Source organism: Peptostreptococcus faecalis (genome assembly GCF_900240845.1).
Classification (GTDB): domain Bacteria; phylum Bacillota; class Clostridia; order Peptostreptococcales; family Peptostreptococcaceae; genus Peptostreptococcus; species Peptostreptococcus faecalis.
The window spans coordinates 72,733-87,107 of sequence record NZ_OERU01000003.1 but is presented as its reverse complement, the minus strand read 5'-3'; the positions used below and the strand labels follow the sequence as shown (position 1 = coordinate 87,107).

Sequence of the window (14,375 nt, the reverse complement as noted above, 5' to 3'; positions counted from 1 at the left end):
ATGAATAGTATGAGTAAAAGAAGACAATTATTGAACTTCTTATTGGATTCTCGTGAAAATGGTACAAAGCTGATAATAATAACATATGTGGTTCAACTTAGATTTTTTAAAATTGAAAATAAAAAGGTTTATTATCAAGAGGATATAAAATCACTAATAAGCGAAATAGTCAATGAATATGAAGAAAACCTAATTGCGAGATCAAATAGAATAACAATTTTATCAAAAAGTGATGAATATGAAGTAAGTTGTAATAAAATATTGAAATGGGAGAGCATATAAATGATACATATAGATTTAAGTAAAAATAATAAAGGAACTATAAAAGGTGATATAACAACCTTAACCGCAGAGTTTTTAGTTTTAATTGCAAACATGAGAACACAGTATGGTAGGGGTAAACAAGCTGATGAGGCTTTTGATAACCTTTTTGAAGATGGTAAAAAAATATACCAAAAAATGATTATGGCTGAAAAAGAACCACTGAATTAAGGTGATAACATGGAAAATAAAAAAGAATATTTTTTAAGTAGACAAAATGAAATAAGAAAAGAAATAAAGATATTCTTTGCCAAGCAATATGAAGGGTTGGATAGCAATGAAAGTGTGATTCTATCTTCTATAATTGGTGAAGAATTAGAAAAAGCTATGAGAACACATATAAAACATTATGAATTATATTAAGGGGTGGTAAACTGTTAATATTGGGATTAGATTTATCTATGACATCAACAGGATATAGTGTTGTAGATAATAAAGAAAACGTTATTTTAAGTGGTAAAATAGAAACAAAAAAAGATAAGTTTGAAAGCGAAGATGAAAGGATCAACTATATAGTAGATGAAATTAAAAATATAATTAAGAAATATGAAAACAAAATTGAACTTGTGGGAATAGAAAATCAGTTCATATCCAGCAGAACAGCTACTATTATGGTATTGAGGAAACTTTTAGGTGCTGTTTGTAGAATGGTCTATAAAGAATGTTCTATTAAAACTGTATACCTAGCACCAACCACAGTTAAAAAGATAATTACAGGAAGTGGTAGAGCAAAAAAAGATGAGGTTGCTAAATATATTCAAGAAAATTGCATTGACATTGGTGAATATAGCGACAAGACTGGCAAGAAAAAAACAAGCGATATATATGATGCTATAGGCATAGCAATCGCAGTAGGAAGAGAGGCGGAATGTTAACAATAACAAATAATAAAGTAGATGGCAGTCAAGAAATATATTGTGATGAAAGAGAGTTAGATGAGATAATCAAGCAATATATGACTCACACATCATTTGTAAAGGAAGTAATAAAGGATTTGGAAGCCACAGATGAGGATAAAATATACTATATGCAATGCCTTAGAGAGGCTTTTGACATGGTAGTAAATGGTAACTCTATGGATTTTAAATTCTTTAATGGAGATAAAAAGTAGCCATAAGGCTATTTTTTATTTAATCTTAAATAACTGTTGATATTAGTTAAACTTAATGATATAATATAATCATAATAATAAACAAGGAGGTATATCATGAGGGCAGTTATTAGAAAAAATAAAGGAAAATTAGAAACAGCGATTAGTTATAGAGACAAATTAACAGATAAAATAAAATACAAGAGAATTAAAGTTTTTGAAACAAGAGAAGCTGCAGAAATAAACAGAGAAGAGATACAAAGAAAAATTAATACTGGTGAGATAAAGACAATCGGTGAGATAAACCATAAGAAAAGATTTGGTGAATGCATAGAAGAAGCTTTTAAAAAAGAAAGAGAACGTGGAGAATATAAATCTGGAAACACTTACAATGCATATATGGGGGCATATAACAGTCATATAAATGACGAGAAAAATGGTATCTCTGATTATATAGTTTCTAGAATGACAACGAAGGACTTGCAAGATTTTATAGACAAGAAAGCTGAAACATTGTCAAAATCTACTGTAAATATAATAGTTGCTGTAATAAGAAAAGGTGTTCATTATGCTTTACAAAATAATTTTATAGATAGAGATATAACTGTAGGTCTAAAAATATGGGGAAGAAATCCTAAAAAAGCAAAAGATAATGTTTTAGACTATGACGTTTTAAATGAGATATTAAAAAAGACAAAGGGCACTGATATAGGTCTCCAAATGTTATTAGGTGCGTCACTAGGTCTTAGAGAATCAGAAATATTAGGATTAAGTTGGGACAATATAGACCTAGATGAAAATATTATTACAATAAATCAAATAATAGTTAGGGATGAGAATAAAAAACCTACTCTTCAACCATATACTAAAAATAAAGAACCATTATATCTTGCTATACCTGATGCTTTAAAGGAAAATTTAATGGAGTATAAGTTAATTTGGGATAAAAAAATGTCCACACCAGGTGCAAAAAATATAGAAAACCTACTGTTCTTAAATAGAAAGTTCGAGCTAACAAATCCATCTTCTTTAAGTATAAAATTTAAAAAAATTATGAATGAAAATGGAATAGAAGGTGTGACTTTCCATGGATTAAGGCACTCATATGCCACAATGCTTAATGAAGATGGTTTATCTATCAAGGAAATAAGCAAACTCTTAAATCACAAAAACATTAGGACAACAAAAGACATTTATGTACATTTATTTAAAGATGTCAATAAAGCAAGTGTGAGCGCTGTAAATAAGAAAATAAATATGTAAACAAAAAAAGGAAGCCATGCTAACGCATGGCTTTTATAGTGTATTTTTATTAAATACTACGTATCCTTTTCCTTGAGCGTTTCTAGACACACCCTTGATAGTCTTAGTGTTTTTGATGAGTAGAGAATATAGCTCTGATTCACTAGGGTCTCTTTTGAACTCTTTCTTAGCCCACTCTTTTAGCAAGGCAAGAGAAGCTGATACTATGGGTGCAGCCTGAGATGTACCATTAAGTACTTCAAATCCACCCTCTTGAGATAAACCAAGCACCTTCTCCCCCACTGCAACACAGTCAGTAAAGTGATTTGTTGTTGTAAATTTGGAAGCCTTTTTATTAGAACCTATAGACCCTACCTGGATTGATTCTGGATAACAAGACGGAAACCATAAGCCTGATAAATCACTTTCACCATTGCCCCCATTTCCTGCCGCAACTACAACACAAACATTCATCTTAATTGCACTTTTAATAGCCTCGTGAATTTGGGGTGCCTCTTGACTCCCCCCTAAACTGATATTAAGAATGTCAGCACCAGATTGTATTGCCGCATATATGGCTCTAGCTATGTTTTCATATCTAGCTTGTCCATCTTTTTCTATTACTTTATATATCATAAGCTTTACATTTGGTGCTATTCCTACAACTAAGTCGTTATAATTGTCTGATGCTATTATTGATGCAACATGGGTTCCATGCCCCGAATAGTCTGTAACATTAGCCCTGTCACCATCATCATCTCTAGTTAAGTTGCATATATGAGATATCTTCCCTTTCAATAGAGGGTTATTTATATCACATCCAGAGTCAATTATGGCAACTTTAACCCCTTCACCAGTGATACCCTTTTCCCACATAACTTGAGGGTTTAGTAATTTTATATGAGGTGGTATATCTGGAAAATCAATATTATCCAATTCTTCTGGTAAAAAAAACTCACCATGTTTCAAGTCGTTGTATTTTCTTTTCTCTACCACTCATCATCACCATCCTCATCATCCTCCACGTGGAATTTATTGACAAGTTCGTCTTCAGTCTTATCTTTTAAATAAGAATTGGTTATAGATATATCATTGTGATTTGCTAAGATCTGTAAGTCGCTTAATTCAAACTTCTTTACTCCCATTAACTCACATATATAATGTTCTCCAGTGCTTAATAACTCAAGAGCTGTATGTCTAAAACTATGTATATTGAAATTTTTATGTATACCGGTCTCTTTTTCAAGCAACTTATTCCAACTCTTTATCCATGAATAGAATCTGTGTGGTGTTAATTCAACAATACCATTTACAGTATCTTTCTTATACCATAGAAAATCTTTATCATCCTCACCTCTTTGCTCTAAATATAGAGGGAATGTTTTTTTAGTAAGCATATTATAAGACAAGCTAAATCTTTTATTACCTTTTCCAGTAACTTTATTTGTTAGTTTCCCCTTTTTTGTTATGCTACTCTTTTTGATTTGGAATATTTCATTTTTTCTTGCGGCTGTATCTATAAGTAATGCTAAAAGTAATGCCTCTTGATATCTTTTTTTAGAGACTAATATGTCATATAAAGTGTCTACTTCTTTTCTAGTTAAGAATACTATTTCTCTTACTGAATCTTTCTTTAATCCCTTTATTTTACTTGCTACATTAGTTGCATACTGATCTTCATAATCATCATCTTCTGTAGCATAATCTAACATTGTTCGTATCGCTGAAAGCAATCTATTGATTCTTGCCGGTGATACGTTTTTTTCTTGTAAATCTATAACAAAGTTTCTAATTTCTTTCTTTGTGACCTTGTAAAATGGCTTATTTTCAAGTTCATCATGTGTATAGCATGCAAATATCTTTAAATCATTTTTATATTGTTCTATCGTTTTTTCCGATAAAGCTCTAGCCTTGAGTTCTAATTCATAATCTTTTATTAATTCCTTATTGTGTTTATTAACATTATCCCATTTTTCTGGTGTCTGGAAATTATTGTATACTTTCTTACTGATGTTTATCACCATCTTTCTAATTTTATATAAAAAAAAAGACACTTAATAGTGTCTAGTATAATTTTATTTAGTAAATTGAAACAATTTTATTTATGATATAATTAAAGAAGCCTTCTCACTAAAAGGCAATTTCTCCGAAAGGAGGTTAGACAATGGAACCAGTTTTTAATAACCTAATATATCCAATTATTGTTGGTATAGTACTTATATTAGCCAAAAAAGTACTAGATGATAAGTACAAGTAACAAAAAAAGAGGAGAGTAGCCGCTCTCCTCTTTTTCTTTGTTAGAACTATGAACGCAGTTCTTTTTTAACAACCTATTTGTAATCTAATTATACCACTATTTACTCTAATTATGCAAATTTTTAAAATTTATTTTGCAAAAAAAAGAAGGAGGTACCAATCTCCTCCCATTGATCCCTAAAAAAAATAAGGATTTCGTATGCTAATTAACATAATTATAGCACACATATATAGATTATTGTAGTTTGATTTTAATATTTTTAATCTATTAATCTAGTCAAGTATTTTATTTATAAAATAGAACTTGTTTTATTTTTGAATCTAAATTATAATATAACTATGATGTTTCTATATATAGTGTTTTTGCATTATTAAACAACTACATATTGTATTGTGAAATTATTTGTAATAAATATAAAAATATATAACTATATGTAGTATAATATAACTAGTCCACTCCGAAAGGAGGTGAACATTTTGGATTTAGTGATTATAGCAATAACAATTATTATATGTCCCACGATAAAAGAGATTTTAGTATTTCTTTTTAAGAGATATATTGAAAAAAAGGACAGATAATGCAAAAAGGAGAGCCCGCCAGCTCTCCTTTTTTGTATCCATAAACATTTTGGATTTATATAGCATTAACAATTATTTATACTTATTATAACACTATTTGTTTCTGAAATGCAACATTATACGCAAATTTTAGCTGTTTTATACCCTAAAATCGTATTAAAATCAGCCTTTTATTGACTATTATTTTACACCAAATATTTCTGAATATATTGCCTTGCAGTGTCTTCCTGATTGGAACCAATGCCACTTATGTAGATTAACCACCCTTTAGCTTTTAATTGTCTTATCTTTGACCCTTCCATAGTACTTCCATTGTCCTTAAAACAACTTGCACCAGCTAAAAAGGCTAATAATCTAGCTATTGGTTCATCCGCATCATTGAAATAACAAACATACTTAACTTTATTTAATCTGCTTAATGAATACGCCTTACTATTTATGAAACGTCTAATGTATCCTAAAGTTGACTGTTTGTCATTAGATCCTATATGATTGACATAATATGCATCCCAATAGAAACACATATCTGTAACCTGGTCATGATTTAACTTTTCACCATCTCTTTCAATATGTTTTACTTTTTTAAACTTACATATTTTCAATATTTCTGCTAATGGTTTTAAGTTGTTGCTATGTGTTATTAAATTTGTAGTTATATCATATGGTTTTGCATTTGCTATTATTTTTACATTGTTGAAATTAACATTTCCCAATCTACCATGATATGTTACCTTACCTTGATGGAATCCGAATTTATCATACAGGGTTCTTAATAGTGAACCTAAATTTCTTTCTATTTGAGTCTTATCACCATATTTAGAGTTTAAAACCTCTATAGTGACATCATTTGTCTTAGCCCAACTATGATAAGTAGAACAATCTTCCATCAGCAATCTTAAGCAATAAGTATCGTCTACCACATAATGTGCTACTAACCTATTATTATTCAAACACTCCTTATATCTCCCTCTAACATTACCATCTTGTATGAAATAAATATTTATTCTATTCTTTGAACTTTTTATTCTTCCACTTGTTGGGAATAAATAATCTTGCTTATTAAATCCTTTTTTAAAGAGTATATCATTCTTCACTTTTATTACTCCTTTACTTAATAAGGGTGGGATAACCCACCCTATACTTATTAATTAAGATACTTGTCGGCTGCAATTGCGGCTGTATGGTATCTGTCTTTTCCACCACCTACATACATGATTTCATAATCCTTACTAGTTTTGGTTTTATCTTCTACATATACAGGTTTATTATGTCTTTCACCTATAATATCAGCAATCTTTTTATTGTAATCATTTGCCCCAGATTGGTATAATACAATCATTGGTTTAGATATGCCTACACAATAATTACTATGAACATATCCTCTATTTCTTATTTTATACCAAGTTCCACTTGTATTTTTATGTATAGATTCCACATATATAATAGAACCATCTTGTAGAGTGGACATTATTTTACCATTATTACCTACTGAATCTCTTACATTTAAAACATCACCTTTTGTAGATGTTTTTACATAATATCCTGCATTAGATGTTTGAGGTGAAGTATTGTTTTCTTTTGGTGGTTCAGGATTGACTACCCCACCCCCCCCACTCTTTCCATCATAAGTTTTTTGGACTAATCCATATGCTATTGCTTTCGCCATTTTTCTATAACCAACACTGTTAGCTAGATCACTGTCCTTTTTGTTGTCACAAAAAAAAGCCTCAACTAAAATAGCTGTAGGCTTTGTCTGAGTTATCATATATAAGTTTCTTGTTCCCTTAGCACCCCTGTTATCGAAACCAAGGCTTGCTATATTCTTTGACATTATTGTTGCAATTGATCCACCAGTGCTATCACCACTGTAGTAATAGACTTCTTCACCTTTAGCCGTACCATTAAAAGCATTAAGGTGAAGTTCACAACATCTATCATATCCACCATTATTAATTTTAGGCAGCTTATAGGTTCTTTCTTGAGATGCATTTGTAAAAGTATACTCAGGACATATGAATAAATCGCATTTATGACCTAAGAGTTCAAGCTCTTCTTTTACATAAGGGGCTAAAGCTTTGTTGTATCTATATTCATTTATATATCCACTAGCTGAAGTTCTTTGTCCACCTTTAAGTATACTATGTCCTACTGTTAAGGCTATCTTCATTAAATATCACCTCTTTTGTTTTCCGCAACTTCTGATATCCCTTCAATGAATCTTGTAAAAGTTTGATGTAGCCCTGTACTTATTAAACCACTTATCATTCCAGCTGTAATTACCTCAATATTGATTTCACCTACTGTAAAACAGCATGCTACAGCACCTATTAGAGCTAATCCAATAGGTACAAAGTTGTTGTTATATTTAGTCACCCAATTTTTTAAAGCATATCCCAATGCTAAACAAAACACCAATGTTGTTACATTTATATAATCAGTAAAATTTATCATATTATCTACCACCTTTCAATTCTTCTATATCTTTCTCTACATTCCCAATTCTAGTATTATGTTCTATAATCTTATGTTTTGTTTCGTCTATTTCACGCCCATGTCTATCCAACCTTTTATCTTGAACCTTATTACTCTCTTGAAGGCTTGATATCGTTGCATTAAGATTAGAAATAGTTTTATCTAATTGATTTATTGGTTTTGTGAGTTTTTCTGTTATTGTTACGATTCCTATTATTATTGGAATTGCTACTGTAACTATCTTTAATATTATGAAGTAAACCTCTTGTTCACTCAAATAATCACCTTCTTTTATGTTAATTTAGAATTTTATACCCTGTAGTTTCATAACTTTCCCCATTAGAAAACTTATGAACGGTATAACCATTTCCACAACAGTAAATTTCATTATTTGAATCCACACAAATGCTAAGTACTTTACTGTTATAATCAGTGTATCTCCAAATTTTTTTCCCACTCTTATCTATTTTATGAACCGTTGTGTCTTCAGATCCACTATAGATATTAGATCGACTATCTATAGCTAATGAGGATATTTTTTTACGATGTTCGGCATATTCCCATATTTTGTTCCCTTCTTTATCTATTTTATGAACATTCCCACTTTCATATCCAATATATATATTGGATTCTTCGTCAACAATCAGTGTTACAACATTTGTTGAATCAGGAACATATGCCCATATCTTGTTTCCATTTTTATCAAGTTTGTGAACTCCATAAGAGGCTCCTCCGCAATATACATTAAATTCTAAGTCTACCGTTACAGCAGACAATCTTATATTATAGCCTTTATATTGCCATATCTTTTTTCCATCCTTATTGATTTTATGTAACACCCTACCATGGTCAGCGATATAAATATTATTATCTCCATCTACAGTTAAATCTTCGATATATGATATTCCCTCTATATATTTCCATATACAATTTCCATTTTTGTCTACTTTGTGAACTGTTGTATCTTTAGATCCACTGTAGATATTAGCTTGGTTGTCTATAACCAATGAATATATCCAATCGGTGTGTCCTTTATATTCCCACATTTTTTTCCCATATTTGTCAAGTTTGTAAATTATACCTTGTGTCCCGCCAAGGTAAACATCCGTTTCTTTATCAACGACTATGCTCAAACCCCAATCAATTCGACCTGTTTTCCATATAGTATTATTTGGTGTATATTCTTGTATTTCTTTTATATTTTTTGGTAAAACAATATCCCCAACACCATAGCCAGTTTTTATATCCTTTATATTCCCACTCATTACATCAAAAGTATCTGTAGGGCTAGTGCTTATCCCTTTGTCAGTGATTGCACTAGCTATCTTTGTCTTACCATCACTGACAGATTGAAAAAGTTGTTTAGCAGCTTCAGCGGATATAACTTTATCTATTCCACCGATTGAAATATCTTGTATAACATCTTTTTTATCGATTTTACCATTAATTTTTTTATCTAAATCTTCATTTTTTATTTCAGATAAAATTTTCATTTCATCACCTACCCTATAGTAATCACTTTGTATTCATTGGTATTAGGTGCTTTCGCAAACTTAACTCTCACTGAGTTTTCATCTATAATTTCTATATCTGTGTAAACAGTCTCGAAAGGTGATATGTTTTCTCTTAACTGAACGATTACATCTTGAGAATTCAACATATGTCTTACATCAAACTCTGTCGCAATTCCATCCCCTATGACTTCTACATATTTAGTTGTCTTTGAATTCAATATATTGATTATTTCTGTTATATCGGAGTTATTTTTCAACAAATCTTCTATTTCTTTCAAAGTGTCGTACTGCTCACTTGCCCCACCTATCACTTTTGCAATTTCAGTTCGCGTAAATTCTTTTGCTTGATTTAGAGCTGTATTTGCTTTATTTTGAGAACCTTCTTTCGTCTCTAGTGGCGCTAATTTGCTCTCTAGCCCTTCTACTTTTCCAATATTAATCAATGCAGACCCTTCATTGATAGTATTCACTATAGAAACAGCTGTTGGACTTGCGTCTTTGGCGTCCAAAGCCAACCACCTATTCCCGATATAAATATAAGCTCGCTTTTCGTTCATATTGAAATACAATTGCCCTATTTCAGGGGAATCTGGTTCTTTAATCAATGAATGTAAAACTACATTTTCTATTTGATTTTTCCCAAGATCTATATTATTAAGAAATTTCATATATTCATTACCTCCTATTTAATTCAAATAAGCTTTCCCACTAAATCCAATAGAGAAACTTATGATTAATTTGTTTTCACTAATATATGAAATGTCTCCATATACTGTGTTTCCACCATTATCTGTTATTACTACACTTGGATATTTCCCTAGATTATGTGTAACTTCCCAAATAGGTGTCGTTTTTTTTTGCACAAAAATAAAACCCTTGTCTGTTTCTACGCTAGGGATATTTTCTATTAGTTCTTCAAGTTGTTTTTCTTTATCATTTAAGTTATTAATGATACTCGTTGATTTTTCACTAAGGGTTCCAACTTCTATAAGCCTTTTCTTATATAATTCAGAATACGTATCATAAGTATTTATTATGTCTTGAACTGTAGTAGATATCTCTACATCTGTTGCAAATTCATTAGCTAAAGTTTCTTCACATACCCCAGTAAAAATTCCAGATGAAATTGTCTTTCCATCATAACAAAGAATTATCTCACACTCATATTCCCCTACTGGAAGTCTTGGGTAATATATATCAAATAAATTCTTTGTCCTAGAAAAAGGTTTAACTCTTATTAACTCATTATCTTGTTTAGACTTGAAATAAGCATAGCAAGACATCTTTTCATCATATTTGAAGTTTACTACGGATATTCTTATTCCTCTAGATGTTTCACCAGCATGTAAAGTAGGAATATTTGTGACAACCTCCCCATCCACTATCATAGTGAAACATTCATCAGCTTCTTTTCTTAAATCAAATTTAAATAAATGCAAAAAATCTATCATATTATTCACTTCTTTCACTATTAAATTAGGTATTAGCCAGCCAAAAGGCTGGCATTAAACCCTACTCTTCTACTAACTTGCTAAGTTCCATAGCTATTAGTTCATTTTTAACTTCTTCCTTTACAGTGGTAGGAACTTGTTTAAATGTACGTCTACCAGCAACGATTAATGTTACATATACATATACCATATCTTCTTCACCTCCTTTCAAAGTTAAATTTAAGCATAAAAAAAAGAACCTTATTTTATTAAAAAAGTTCTTAATCATTATATTTCTTTTGGAATGTCTAAGACTGTCTCATAAATCTGTGCTATTGACTCAGCTAAGTTGACATTCGCTGTTTTAAGTTGTTCTATTTCTTTTTTTAATGGATTTTCTTCATTTATAACTTCTTCATACTCTGCATAAACTTCATTGTTTTCTTTATTATAAAAAACCTTCTTGCTGTAACCATCTTTATCTTTTGGAAAATCTTCCTCTTTAATTTCAATGTAAGTAAATTCTTTTGGTGGTTCTATGTAATATATCAGGCTCACCTCTAAAATTTTCTTTTCTTCTAATTCTTTTTTGTCAAATATTAAATACAATGCACTTCACTCCTTTATTTTATTTTTATTCTATTAATTTTTGGGTTCTTAATCGTATAAACTATACCTTTGTTTGACCCTGTATGTAGAATGATATTTTCTATAGAAAATATTTTTTGATTTTCATCATAAAATGCCTGACTTTCTACATTAAAAACATTTTCACCATATTCATTAAATCCATCTATTACTGATAAATACCCCCCTTTTGCTTTAGATAAGATAATATATACTTTTTCTTCAGAATTATAATAAGAACTAAGGATTTCATTTTCTAATGTTTTTTCCCAAATAATTTCTAAGTTGGTGTTTAACTGAAATATCTTTTTGTCATTATATCCATTTATATAACCATTATCTTTATCAGAAAATAATTGAATAGCACCTAAAGTCTCCAGACTCTTTTTCAATACACCTTTACTATTTACAGACTTTATCACAGATGAATTTGAAAATATTATAGTGTCTTTATTGAGAACTGTTACGTCTCTTGCTCCATTTAAATCTAATTCCCAATTTTTAATTAAATATTCTGACAAGGAAATAAGTTTGCCAGAATCAGGAGTATAGTTTGTTACATATATATCAATTTTATCTTCATCAGAAATAGCCATACCTCTAATCCAAGAGTTATATAGAAGTTCGCCTTCATAAGTATATTTTTTATTAAAAGAATAGTCATATGAAGTAACCAAAGGTTTTCCCCCTATTGTTGTAGCATAAATGGTTTTATTAGATGGACATGGAATAATACGGGTATGTTCATTTTTTGTTACATCAGCAGACTTTTGAATCAATCCATTTTCAGTCAAATTATAATATGTAATGTGAGGGTTTGAATAAAGGTATAACACGCTATCCTTTACATCAAGTGATAGACTTGAAACACTATTCCCACTGAATTGTATTTTATGTAAAAATTCTGGTGAATAGTCCAATTTATATTCAAAATCTACAGAATCCAACTCTAATACATCCCCCACGCCATACCCAGTTTTTATATCTTTTATATTTCCACTCATTACATCAAAAGTATCTGTAGGGCTAGTGCTTATCCCTTTGTCAGTGATTGCACTAGCTATCTTTGTCTTACCATCACTGACAGATTGAAAAAGTTGTTTACCCATTTCAGCGGATAGTGGTTTGTCTATTCCACCATCTTCTAAGTTATTTACAACCCCTGTCCTTTCTTCTATATCGGAGACTTGCGCGAACAAAACTTTACCTTGTTCTGCTGAAAGAACTTTATTAGAACCCCCAGTAGTTAAGTTGTCTACGATTTCTATTTCTATTTTATTTTCTTCTACCTTTTGTTCTATTTCGTCCATTCTTGTTGTAATTGGGGTTAAATCTTGAGTCAATCCGTCTTTGCCATCTACCCCATCTTTACCATTGACACCATCTTTGCCCGGTTCACCTCTTAGACCTTGAGGCCCAACAAATTTACCTAAATTAGACCAACTATTTTCACCGGTAAATAAATATAATTCTCCATTTATAACATACATATCACCGTTTCTACTATCGTCAATAGAAGGAAGATTTTCCTCACTTGTTAAAGTTCCTTTTACATAAATAGAATATCCATCTTTACCATCAATTCCGTCTTTGCCATCTACCCCATCTTTACCATTGACACCATCTTTGCCCGGTTCACCTCTTAGACCTTGAGGCCCCGCTCTAAATCCTCCTATATCAACCCACTCGGTTATATTGTTCATATATAAGGTTTCACCAACAACATATATGTCCCCCAAAGAAGATTTCTCTAAAGTCGGAAGTTCATCTATATTGTCTACTTTTCCTTTTAATGTTATAGAAGTTCCATCTCTACCTTTTAATTCTTCTACTGGTGGTATTGTCTTTAGTTTTTCTCTAATTTCATTTTTAACTGGTTCAATTTGAGAATCGGAATATTCTTTGAGTTCAAGCACCTTTTTATTAGTTATTCCGTCAAATAAAATCTGTGTTTCATTAAATTTTTCTTCAAAGTCTTTATTTAATTCGTTTCTTAGTGCTACTTTTTTTAACTCAGTAGCTTGTTCGACTATCTTCTCTATGGATGCCAATTCTTGAGAAATAGTTATTTTCATATCCTCAAACTCAACACCTCTTTGAGTTTCAGCATTCCTTCTTTTTAACTCGTTTTCTTTTCTAATTAATTCTGCGTTATTCATTTTATTATTAGCTTCAATTTGAGTTAATAATAAGTTGTCAGCACGTTCCATAGCAATTTTTGAGTTATTTAAAGCTTGCTCTACTCGTTCTCTTTCTTTCGTAAGTATAGGGTATTCGTTACTATCCATAATATCTTCATCAGTTATATTCCCAGTTTCTATTGTGAAATAATATTTTGGTGTTATTGATGTCTTATCTCCTACTTCAATCTGAAGTTGAAATGACGCAAGTCCAGCAAAATTCAAAGTATTTTCTGAAAAGGGAAGTTTAACCTTCCCCTCCTCTGGATTCTCTATCTCTACTTCTACCTGTAATTTTGTTCTATTTGGCTTGTCTACATTTAGGTATATAATTGCACCGACCAAGTTAACAGGAACTTCATCCCTAACTATTTGTGCATTTACGAAAGCTGTATTTTTATCAGATTCATTAAACATAATCCCCTTGTTTAATCCTCTATCATCACTTTTAAGCAAGTCAATTATTAGGGGGTAGTCTTTATTAATACTTTCTGTCATTTAAGCCTCCTGTTCAATTTTTTTGTTGTTTTCTATTATCTCTTCTAATTCCAATCTTTTTCTTTTTTCTGCTTCATACATAGTTATAAGTTTTAACTTTTCATCAAGAAATGAATTTACTTGACTTTGCAAAACTTCTATATACATATCTTTATTAAATTCCAAA

General features: G+C 30.6%; 19 protein-coding genes. 6 read left to right on the top strand and 13 right to left on the bottom strand.

Going from position 1 to position 14,375, the window contains the following annotated elements; translation table 11 throughout:
* From C0982_RS07140 to C0982_RS07115, 6 genes are all read left to right on the top strand, one after another.
* Nucleotides 1-282: a hypothetical protein gene (locus tag C0982_RS07140; protein WP_101773545.1), complete on the top strand. Its 282-nt coding sequence runs from the start codon at nucleotides 1-3 to the stop codon at nucleotides 280-282.
* Nucleotides 283-492, top strand: coding sequence for a hypothetical protein (locus tag C0982_RS07135; protein WP_101773544.1), 210 nt, complete (start codon nucleotides 283-285; stop codon nucleotides 490-492).
* 9 nt (nucleotides 493-501) lie between these two features.
* Nucleotides 502-684: a hypothetical protein gene (locus C0982_RS07130; RefSeq protein WP_101773543.1), complete on the top strand. Its 183-nt coding sequence runs from the start codon at nucleotides 502-504 to the stop codon at nucleotides 682-684.
* 20 nt (nucleotides 685-704) lie between these two features.
* Nucleotides 705-1,196 carry a crossover junction endodeoxyribonuclease RuvC gene (locus tag C0982_RS07125; RefSeq protein WP_242961526.1) on the top strand — a complete coding sequence of 164 codons (492 nt, stop codon included), beginning with the start codon at nucleotides 705-707 and terminating at the stop codon, nucleotides 1,194-1,196.
* Entirely contained in the window at nucleotides 1,190-1,432 is a 243-nt protein-coding gene (locus C0982_RS07120; RefSeq protein ID WP_101773542.1) for a hypothetical protein, read from the top strand. Before C0982_RS07125 ends, C0982_RS07120 begins: the two co-directional genes overlap by 7 nt.
* Nucleotides 1,433-1,528: 96 nt before the next feature.
* Entirely contained in the window at nucleotides 1,529-2,674 is a 1,146-nt protein-coding gene (locus tag C0982_RS07115) for a tyrosine-type recombinase/integrase (RefSeq protein WP_101773541.1), read from the top strand.
* 33 nt (nucleotides 2,675-2,707) lie between these two features.
* Here the strand turns inward: C0982_RS07115 and C0982_RS07110 are convergent, their stop codons facing one another.
* The 13 genes from C0982_RS07110 to C0982_RS10550 all read right to left on the bottom strand — a co-directional run bounded on the left by C0982_RS07110 (nucleotide 2,708) and on the right by C0982_RS10550 (nucleotide 14,374).
* On the bottom strand, nucleotides 2,708-3,649 hold the full coding sequence (locus C0982_RS07110) for a S8 family peptidase (protein WP_101773540.1): 942 nt from the start codon (nucleotides 3,647-3,649) through the stop codon (nucleotides 2,708-2,710).
* Complete coding sequence (locus C0982_RS07105; protein WP_207653239.1) at nucleotides 3,643-4,674, bottom strand: tyrosine-type recombinase/integrase; 1,032 nt, start codon at nucleotides 4,672-4,674, stop codon at nucleotides 3,643-3,645. Before C0982_RS07105 ends, C0982_RS07110 begins: the two co-directional genes overlap by 7 nt.
* Before the next feature lie 999 nt (nucleotides 4,675-5,673).
* Nucleotides 5,674-6,582, bottom strand: coding sequence for a hypothetical protein (locus tag C0982_RS07100; RefSeq protein WP_101773538.1), 909 nt, complete (start codon nucleotides 6,580-6,582; stop codon nucleotides 5,674-5,676).
* 50 nt (nucleotides 6,583-6,632) lie between these two features.
* Nucleotides 6,633-7,655, bottom strand: coding sequence for an N-acetylmuramoyl-L-alanine amidase (locus C0982_RS07095; RefSeq protein ID WP_101773537.1), 1,023 nt, complete (start codon nucleotides 7,653-7,655; stop codon nucleotides 6,633-6,635).
* The gene (locus C0982_RS07090) at nucleotides 7,655-7,939 is read right to left on the bottom strand and encodes a phage holin family protein (RefSeq protein ID WP_101773536.1); all 285 of its coding nucleotides are present in this window, start codon (nucleotides 7,937-7,939) and stop codon (nucleotides 7,655-7,657) included. The genes C0982_RS07095 and C0982_RS07090 overlap by 1 nt, the downstream gene beginning before the upstream one ends.
* Nucleotide 7,940: 1 nt before the next feature.
* Nucleotides 7,941-8,237 carry a DUF7365 family protein gene (locus C0982_RS07085; RefSeq protein WP_101773535.1) on the bottom strand — a complete coding sequence of 99 codons (297 nt, stop codon included), beginning with the start codon at nucleotides 8,235-8,237 and terminating at the stop codon, nucleotides 7,941-7,943.
* A 19-nt stretch (nucleotides 8,238-8,256) separates the two neighbouring features.
* Nucleotides 8,257-9,453 carry an outer membrane protein assembly factor BamB family protein gene (locus C0982_RS07080; protein ID WP_101773534.1) on the bottom strand — a complete coding sequence of 399 codons (1,197 nt, stop codon included), beginning with the start codon at nucleotides 9,451-9,453 and terminating at the stop codon, nucleotides 8,257-8,259.
* A gap of 8 nt (nucleotides 9,454-9,461) precedes the next feature.
* The gene (locus C0982_RS07075; RefSeq protein ID WP_101773533.1) at nucleotides 9,462-10,142 is read right to left on the bottom strand and encodes a hypothetical protein; all 681 of its coding nucleotides are present in this window, start codon (nucleotides 10,140-10,142) and stop codon (nucleotides 9,462-9,464) included.
* Nucleotides 10,143-10,160: 18 nt separating this feature from the next.
* Entirely contained in the window at nucleotides 10,161-10,925 is a 765-nt protein-coding gene (locus C0982_RS07070; protein WP_101773532.1) for a hypothetical protein, read from the bottom strand.
* A gap of 61 nt (nucleotides 10,926-10,986) precedes the next feature.
* Nucleotides 10,987-11,115 carry a CD1375 family protein gene (locus C0982_RS10805; RefSeq protein WP_278336043.1) on the bottom strand — a complete coding sequence of 43 codons (129 nt, stop codon included), beginning with the start codon at nucleotides 11,113-11,115 and terminating at the stop codon, nucleotides 10,987-10,989.
* A gap of 77 nt (nucleotides 11,116-11,192) precedes the next feature.
* Nucleotides 11,193-11,513 (bottom strand): hypothetical protein, encoded by a 321-nt coding sequence (locus C0982_RS07060; protein ID WP_101773530.1) that lies wholly within the window; start codon nucleotides 11,511-11,513, stop codon nucleotides 11,193-11,195.
* 14 nt (nucleotides 11,514-11,527) lie between these two features.
* The gene (locus C0982_RS07055; RefSeq protein ID WP_101773529.1) at nucleotides 11,528-14,209 is read right to left on the bottom strand and encodes a BppU family phage baseplate upper protein; all 2,682 of its coding nucleotides are present in this window, start codon (nucleotides 14,207-14,209) and stop codon (nucleotides 11,528-11,530) included.
* Nucleotides 14,210-14,374, bottom strand: a complete 165-nt coding sequence (locus C0982_RS10550; protein WP_180946903.1) for a hypothetical protein — start codon at nucleotides 14,372-14,374, stop codon at nucleotides 14,210-14,212. It abuts the gene before it with no gap.
* Nucleotide 14,375 lies beyond the last annotated feature (1 nt).

What these genes read in the sequence shown, in the direction of transcription:
- C0982_RS07135 (WP_101773544.1), top strand. Translation starts at nt 283, where the DNA reads ATGATACATATAGATTTAAGTAAAAATAATAAAGGAACTATAAAAGGT.
- C0982_RS07140 (WP_101773545.1), top strand. Translation starts at nt 1, where the DNA reads ATGAATAGTATGAGTAAAAGAAGACAATTATTGAACTTCTTATTGGAT.
- C0982_RS07130 (WP_101773543.1), top strand. Translation starts at nt 502, where the DNA reads ATGGAAAATAAAAAAGAATATTTTTTAAGTAGACAAAATGAAATAAGA.
- C0982_RS07055 (WP_101773529.1), bottom strand. Translation starts at nt 14,209, where the DNA reads ATGACAGAAAGTATTAATAAAGACTACCCCCTAATAATTGACTTGCTT.
- C0982_RS07120 (WP_101773542.1), top strand. Translation starts at nt 1,190, where the DNA reads ATGTTAACAATAACAAATAATAAAGTAGATGGCAGTCAAGAAATATAT.
- C0982_RS07075 (WP_101773533.1), bottom strand. Translation starts at nt 10,142, where the DNA reads ATGAAATTTCTTAATAATATAGATCTTGGGAAAAATCAAATAGAAAAT.
- C0982_RS07070 (WP_101773532.1), bottom strand. Translation starts at nt 10,925, where the DNA reads ATGATAGATTTTTTGCATTTATTTAAATTTGATTTAAGAAAAGAAGCT.
- C0982_RS07095 (WP_101773537.1), bottom strand. Translation starts at nt 7,655, where the DNA reads ATGAAGATAGCCTTAACAGTAGGACATAGTATACTTAAAGGTGGACAA.
- C0982_RS10805 (WP_278336043.1), bottom strand. Translation starts at nt 11,115, where the DNA reads ATGGTATATGTATATGTAACATTAATCGTTGCTGGTAGACGTACATTT.
- C0982_RS07090 (WP_101773536.1), bottom strand. Translation starts at nt 7,939, where the DNA reads ATGATAAATTTTACTGATTATATAAATGTAACAACATTGGTGTTTTGT.
- C0982_RS07115 (WP_101773541.1), top strand. Translation starts at nt 1,529, where the DNA reads ATGAGGGCAGTTATTAGAAAAAATAAAGGAAAATTAGAAACAGCGATT.
- C0982_RS07080 (WP_101773534.1), bottom strand. Translation starts at nt 9,453, where the DNA reads ATGAAAATTTTATCTGAAATAAAAAATGAAGATTTAGATAAAAAAATT.